This window comes from Streptomyces murinus (assembly GCF_002154555.1).
Taxonomy (GTDB): Bacteria; Actinomycetota; Actinomycetes; order Streptomycetales; family Streptomycetaceae; genus Streptomyces; species Streptomyces murinus.
On sequence record NZ_MUNF01000640.1, the window covers coordinates 1 to 4665 of the forward strand.

Consider the following 4665-nt stretch of genomic DNA (forward strand, 5'->3'; position numbering starts at 1 on the left):
ATGCCCCGGCACTGCCGCCGGCGGTTCTCCCGCGACGGTTTCACTTCGGTCTCCCATGTCTTCGCCATGGAATGGGCCGCCATCATCCGGGACCTCGTCATCGGTCTGCTCATCGCCGGCGCGATCGCCGCCTGGGTGCCGGACTCGTTCTGGCGCACCTTCTTCTTCGACGGCCATCCGCTGGCGTCGAAGCTGTGGGGGCAGCTGATCGGGCCGCTGGTGGCCATCGCCTCGTTCGTGTGCTCGGTCGGCAACGTGCCCCTCGCGGTCGTCCTGTGGAAGGGCGGCATCAGCTTCGGTGGCGTCGTGGCATTCCTCTTCGCTGGCCTGCTGATCCTGCCGATCTCGCCACCGCGGTAGACCTCGGCCAGCGATACGAAGCGATCCTTGGTGTCGTCGGCCGCTGGTTCCCCCGAGGGTGCTGCCCCCTGCACACTGAAGCGCGTGCCGGCCGCCTACAAGACGCACTGGGCGAGCTGCGAGCAGTGCGTGGACGACGAGACCCTATGCGACACCCAGCGCGGCCTCCGCGCCCGGTGGCGAGGGCGGCGACGGCCTGCCCGGCGAGCCGTGGCCCGGCCCGGCAGAGCCGCCGTCTCCCGATGACGGCCCGCGGATGATCGGCTGAGATGACACTCACTGGAGTGGAGGGGGAGTGGTCCGAGCTGGGCCGCTCCCTCCTCGAACGCAAGCGCCTGTCCGCCGACTGGCTCCCGGCGTTCGCCGCCTTACCCCGCTCGGACTTCCTGCCGGACGTGATCTGGCCCTTCGACATGGGCACCGGCACTACCATCGCCGTGGGCCGGCACGACGAGCCGGGCCGAGAGGAAGCTCAGTTGCTGCTCATCCGGCGTCTCGTCTGCGATAGCGGATATGAGTGGTCAGCGGAGAGCTGAGCACCTCGACGGGCTCGAAGTCGAAGGTCTCGACGCCGTCGAACAGGCGCTCGCCGCTGCCGAGTAGGACAGGTGCGATGTCGAGGGTGAGTTCATCGATCGCGCCGGCGTCGAGTGCCTGTCGAACCGTCGAAGCACCGCCGGCGATGTCCACACCCCTGCCGTCGGCGGCCTCGAGCGCCTGCGCGTAAGCGGCGTCGAAGCCTTCGGTGACGAAGTGGAAAGTGGTCCCTCCCGCCATCTCGATCGGTTCGTGGGCATAGTGAGTGAGCACGAAGACCGGGGCGTGGTAGGGGGGCTCGGGGCCCCACCATCCGTCCCACCTCTCGTTCCACTCACCTCGGATGGGCCCGAACATGTTCCGGCCCATGACGTAGGCGCCACGCGGGCGCATCAGCCAACTGGTGGCCGTCCGGTCGGCTTCGGTCGCGCGCGGGTCTCCGATATGCCAGCCGTGCAGCTCTTGGCCGCGCTTGCCCAGCGGATGGTCTCGGCTCTGCTCGGCTCCGGCGACGAAGCCGTCGAGAGAGATCGACATGTGGCAGGTGGTGTCGGACATCAGCTTCTCTCTGGAGGCAGCGGTTGCGGTTTGTCGTGGGGTCATCGGACCACTCGGCATATGCACAGACTGGCAGAGACGGCCGAACTCATCGCGACATCGCGTAGCCGTCGAAGGTTTGGCTCCCGCGTGCTCGGACGGATCCTCGACGTACCCCGGATGAACGTGGCCCCGAACGGCAAGAGCCGTGAACACTGGTCGCAGCGGTGGAGGTCCGGGCCACGCACCGAGGGCCAGAGATCGGACATCGGGGCCCGTCATCACGGCCAGGCCGGCCGGCCCCAGGGGGGAACTGGCTGCGCGTCAGTTGCCGCCAGCTGGTCTTGGGCGGGCGACGGCGCTCATGTGCGTCCGCTTGCCGACGTCGTCGACCCAGCCCCCCGCAAGGCCGGCTCGGACTGCACGCCGGCCTAGGAGTGTGGGTCAGTAACAGCAGCTGGCCGAGTGGCCGTGGGCAGTGGGATCAGTCGCGGTCGTCCGGTCGCGGCTTATGAGGCCGGGGGGAGTCTGCCCGTCAGGGGCTTGTTGTTTGACGTCCATGTCGGGAAGGCCGTCGCGGATTCGGCCGCCTTCCGGCTGCTGAGCAGGGGGGATGGCGTGCTGGCGCATGTTCTTACCCGACCGATGCAACCCTGCCACGGTCTCTCGCCGTGACGGCGTGCTGGTGTGGAGTGGACTCCCTTGCCGCCTGTCCGAGGTGCAGTGTGCGGTGCTGCGGTGAGCACTTCGTCCCGGAGGTGGTGACGAACGGCATCAGCGCCCAGCTCTCCTTTGTGGGTAGGACGGAACATCTGTCCACGGACGAACTCCCGCCGGGCTCCCGGTCGGCCGGATGGCCCGGACCGATGCCGGACGGCAGGCAGGTCAGAGCCATGTGGTGGCGGGGCTTCGCCGAGGAGGGCCGCGGTGCCTTCGCTGCCGAGACAGGAGCGCGGATGACGCGGTGGCCCGATCGTTGCAGCGCGGGGGCAACGCGCTGGATGCCGCTCTTCGGGCCCGGCAACCGCGCGCTCGCTGCGCCTGCTGCTGAGCCCGGATACCTCCTATTCGGCATTGTCGAGTGTCATGAGAAGAAGAGCTGGCTGAATCGGGATCCAGGCCGACTGGAGGTGATCCGGCGGTATCGCCCAGTTCAGGCGCGCGACTACTACATCGCCCGGGATGGCAATCTCAGAATGGCGCTCGAAAGTCCAGGTACCCGTTCCCTCACCGAACTCGTGGTTCCGTCCGGCTGCCGTGGCGAGCTGCGCGCAGACGTACAGCACAATCCCGACGAACCCCCGTATGCCCTGCGTCGCCCGCTGCGGGCCTCCATGGGGTACGTCTACAGCCTCCGGGAACCTCGTGTCCGGGCTCACGTGATCGAATTCTACGAGTCGACCAACGCGCCCACCGAACTCCTTGCGGTTCTCCGCGACCTGCTCCCCTGCCTTCCTGCTGACGTGCCCGCCTCGAAGCCTCAACCACCGCAGGCCTTGTCCAGCCCTGTCCAGCTTCCACGTCGGGATGGTCTCTACATGTCAGCACGCGGCAGCTCGCTCGGCTTTCTCCGCTTCACCGACCCTGCGAACGTTACTTATGTGTCCGCGGACGGGGAGCCGCAGCAGATCGCTCACTGGCTCCGTCCCGGCAGCGAGCGTCCCGGCATCTACCAGGGCATCTATCGCATGAGCGGGCGGGCATTGTGGTTCACCGTGAAATCGCTGGACGGGACAGCAGCACGTTTTCGGGGCTCGGCGAGTGAGGACGGCAGTGCGCTCTCCTTCGAAGTGGAGAACCCGAACGCTACCCGGAGCTCGGAGGTGTTCAAATTCGCCCCCGTCGAGTTTCCGCGTTAGAGCATCTGCCAGTCGATGATGGCCGTGCGACAGCGGTACGGATCATGTGTGTGATCGAGACGCTGTTGATCATGCCAAGGCCGCGAGGGTGAGTCTGCTGCACGGTGCTGTCCGCGTCGAGTCCCTGGCCGTGTTGTCCCGCTTCCGGACCGACCTCCGCGACTGCCTGACCGCACGCGCCGACGCGCTGTTCGAGCTGACCGACGCGATGCTGTGCACCGACGGCCCGGTGCGGTCGCTGGTCGATCTCGCGCTGGCACCCGAACACCGTCGGGGCCACGGTGCCCTCTATGCCGGCCTCAACCGCGGCGGGCTCGATGTCGCGCGGCTGCGGCGTGCCCTTGCCGGGGTGCCGCTGCCGCAGGCGGCCGGCGGGCGGCTGGTCCTGGCGGCGGACGTCTCGCCGTGGCTGCGGCCGGACGCCGGCACCGTGCCGGACCGATCGTTCCGCCACACCTACGGCCGCGGCGACGTCAAGCACCAGATGATGCCCGGCTCGCCGTACTCGGTCGTGGTCGCCCTGGAGACCGGCCGCACCTCCTGGTCCGGTCTGTTGGACGCGGTCCGGCTCGCCCCGGTGCGGACGGGGCCGCCGCCACGACCGACCGGATCCGCGAGGTCGTTGAACGCCTCATCGCCGCAGGCCAGTGGGCCGAGGGCGATCCGGAGATCCTCATCGTGCTGGATGCCGGATACGATGCGCCGCGCATCGCTCACCTGCTGGTCGGCCTGCCGGTCGAGATCCTGGGCCGGACGCGGTCGGACCGGGTGATGCGCCTGCCGACCCCGCCGCGGGTCTACGACCCCAAGGGCCGTCGGCCGCCCAAGCACGGCGGGGAGTTCGTCTTCAGCGATCCCGCCACCTGGGGCGAGGAGCAAGCCGTCACGGTCACCGACACTCGGCTCTACGGCAAGGCCATCGCGCGGGCCTGGGACCGACTGCACCCGAGGCTGACCCGGCGGGCCGCCTGGCTCGACCACGCCGGGCCGCTGCCGGTCATCAAGGGCACCGTCATCCGCCTGTCGGTCGAGCACCTGCCGTCCGGTGGGGTGAACAAGCCGGTCCGGCTGTGGTGGTCACGCACCGGCGCAACCGAAGCCGACGTCGACCGCTGCCGGCAGGCGTTCCTGCGGCGCTTCGACATCGAGCACAGGTTCCGCATGCTCAAGCAGACCCTCGGCTGGACCCGGCCCCGACCGCGCGACTCCGCGGCCGCCGACCGCTGGACGTGGCTGATCAACGCCGGGCACACCCAGCTCCGCCTCGCCCGCCCCCTCGCCACCGGCCTGCGGCGGCCGTGGGGGAAGCCGGCGCCGCCCCACGAGCTCACCCCGGCCCGGGTCCGGCGCGGGTCTAGGAACCGCCGCACGA

Annotated in this window: 4 protein-coding genes and 1 pseudogene; 4 read left to right on the forward strand and 1 reads right to left on the reverse strand. The window is 69.3% G+C overall.

What is annotated here, in order from left to right; genetic code table 11:
* The coding region (locus tag CCN72_RS32035; RefSeq protein WP_244174581.1) for a permease at nucleotides 1-360 on the forward strand (360 nt) is incomplete at its 5' end.
* Nucleotides 361-629: 269 nt separating this feature from the next.
* Entirely contained in the window at nucleotides 630-896 is a 267-nt protein-coding gene (locus tag CCN72_RS32040) for a hypothetical protein (RefSeq protein WP_086811683.1), read from the forward strand.
* Here the strand turns inward: CCN72_RS32040 and CCN72_RS32045 are convergent.
* Nucleotides 844-1455 (reverse strand): dihydrofolate reductase family protein, encoded by a 612-nt coding sequence (locus tag CCN72_RS32045; protein WP_085563738.1) that lies wholly within the window; start codon nucleotides 1453-1455, stop codon nucleotides 844-846. The two genes, CCN72_RS32040 and CCN72_RS32045, sit on opposite strands and share 53 nt — an antisense overlap.
* A 740-nt stretch (nucleotides 1456-2195) precedes the next feature.
* Here CCN72_RS32045 and CCN72_RS38755 point away from each other — a divergent pair.
* A complete protein-coding gene (locus CCN72_RS38755) occupies nucleotides 2196-3293 on the forward strand; it encodes a hypothetical protein (protein ID WP_143664267.1) in 1098 nt (365 codons plus the stop codon).
* 88 nt (nucleotides 3294-3381) lie between these two features.
* Nucleotides 3382-4665, forward strand: a pseudogene (locus tag CCN72_RS32060) (NF041680 family putative transposase); the annotation flags it as partial.

Excerpts from the sequence above, each read along its gene's own strand:
- CCN72_RS32045 (WP_085563738.1), bottom strand. The coding sequence starts at position 1,455 with ATGTCCGACACCACCTGCCACATGTCGATCTCTCTCGACGGCTTCGTC.
- CCN72_RS32040 (WP_086811683.1), top strand. The coding sequence starts at position 630 with ATGACACTCACTGGAGTGGAGGGGGAGTGGTCCGAGCTGGGCCGCTCC.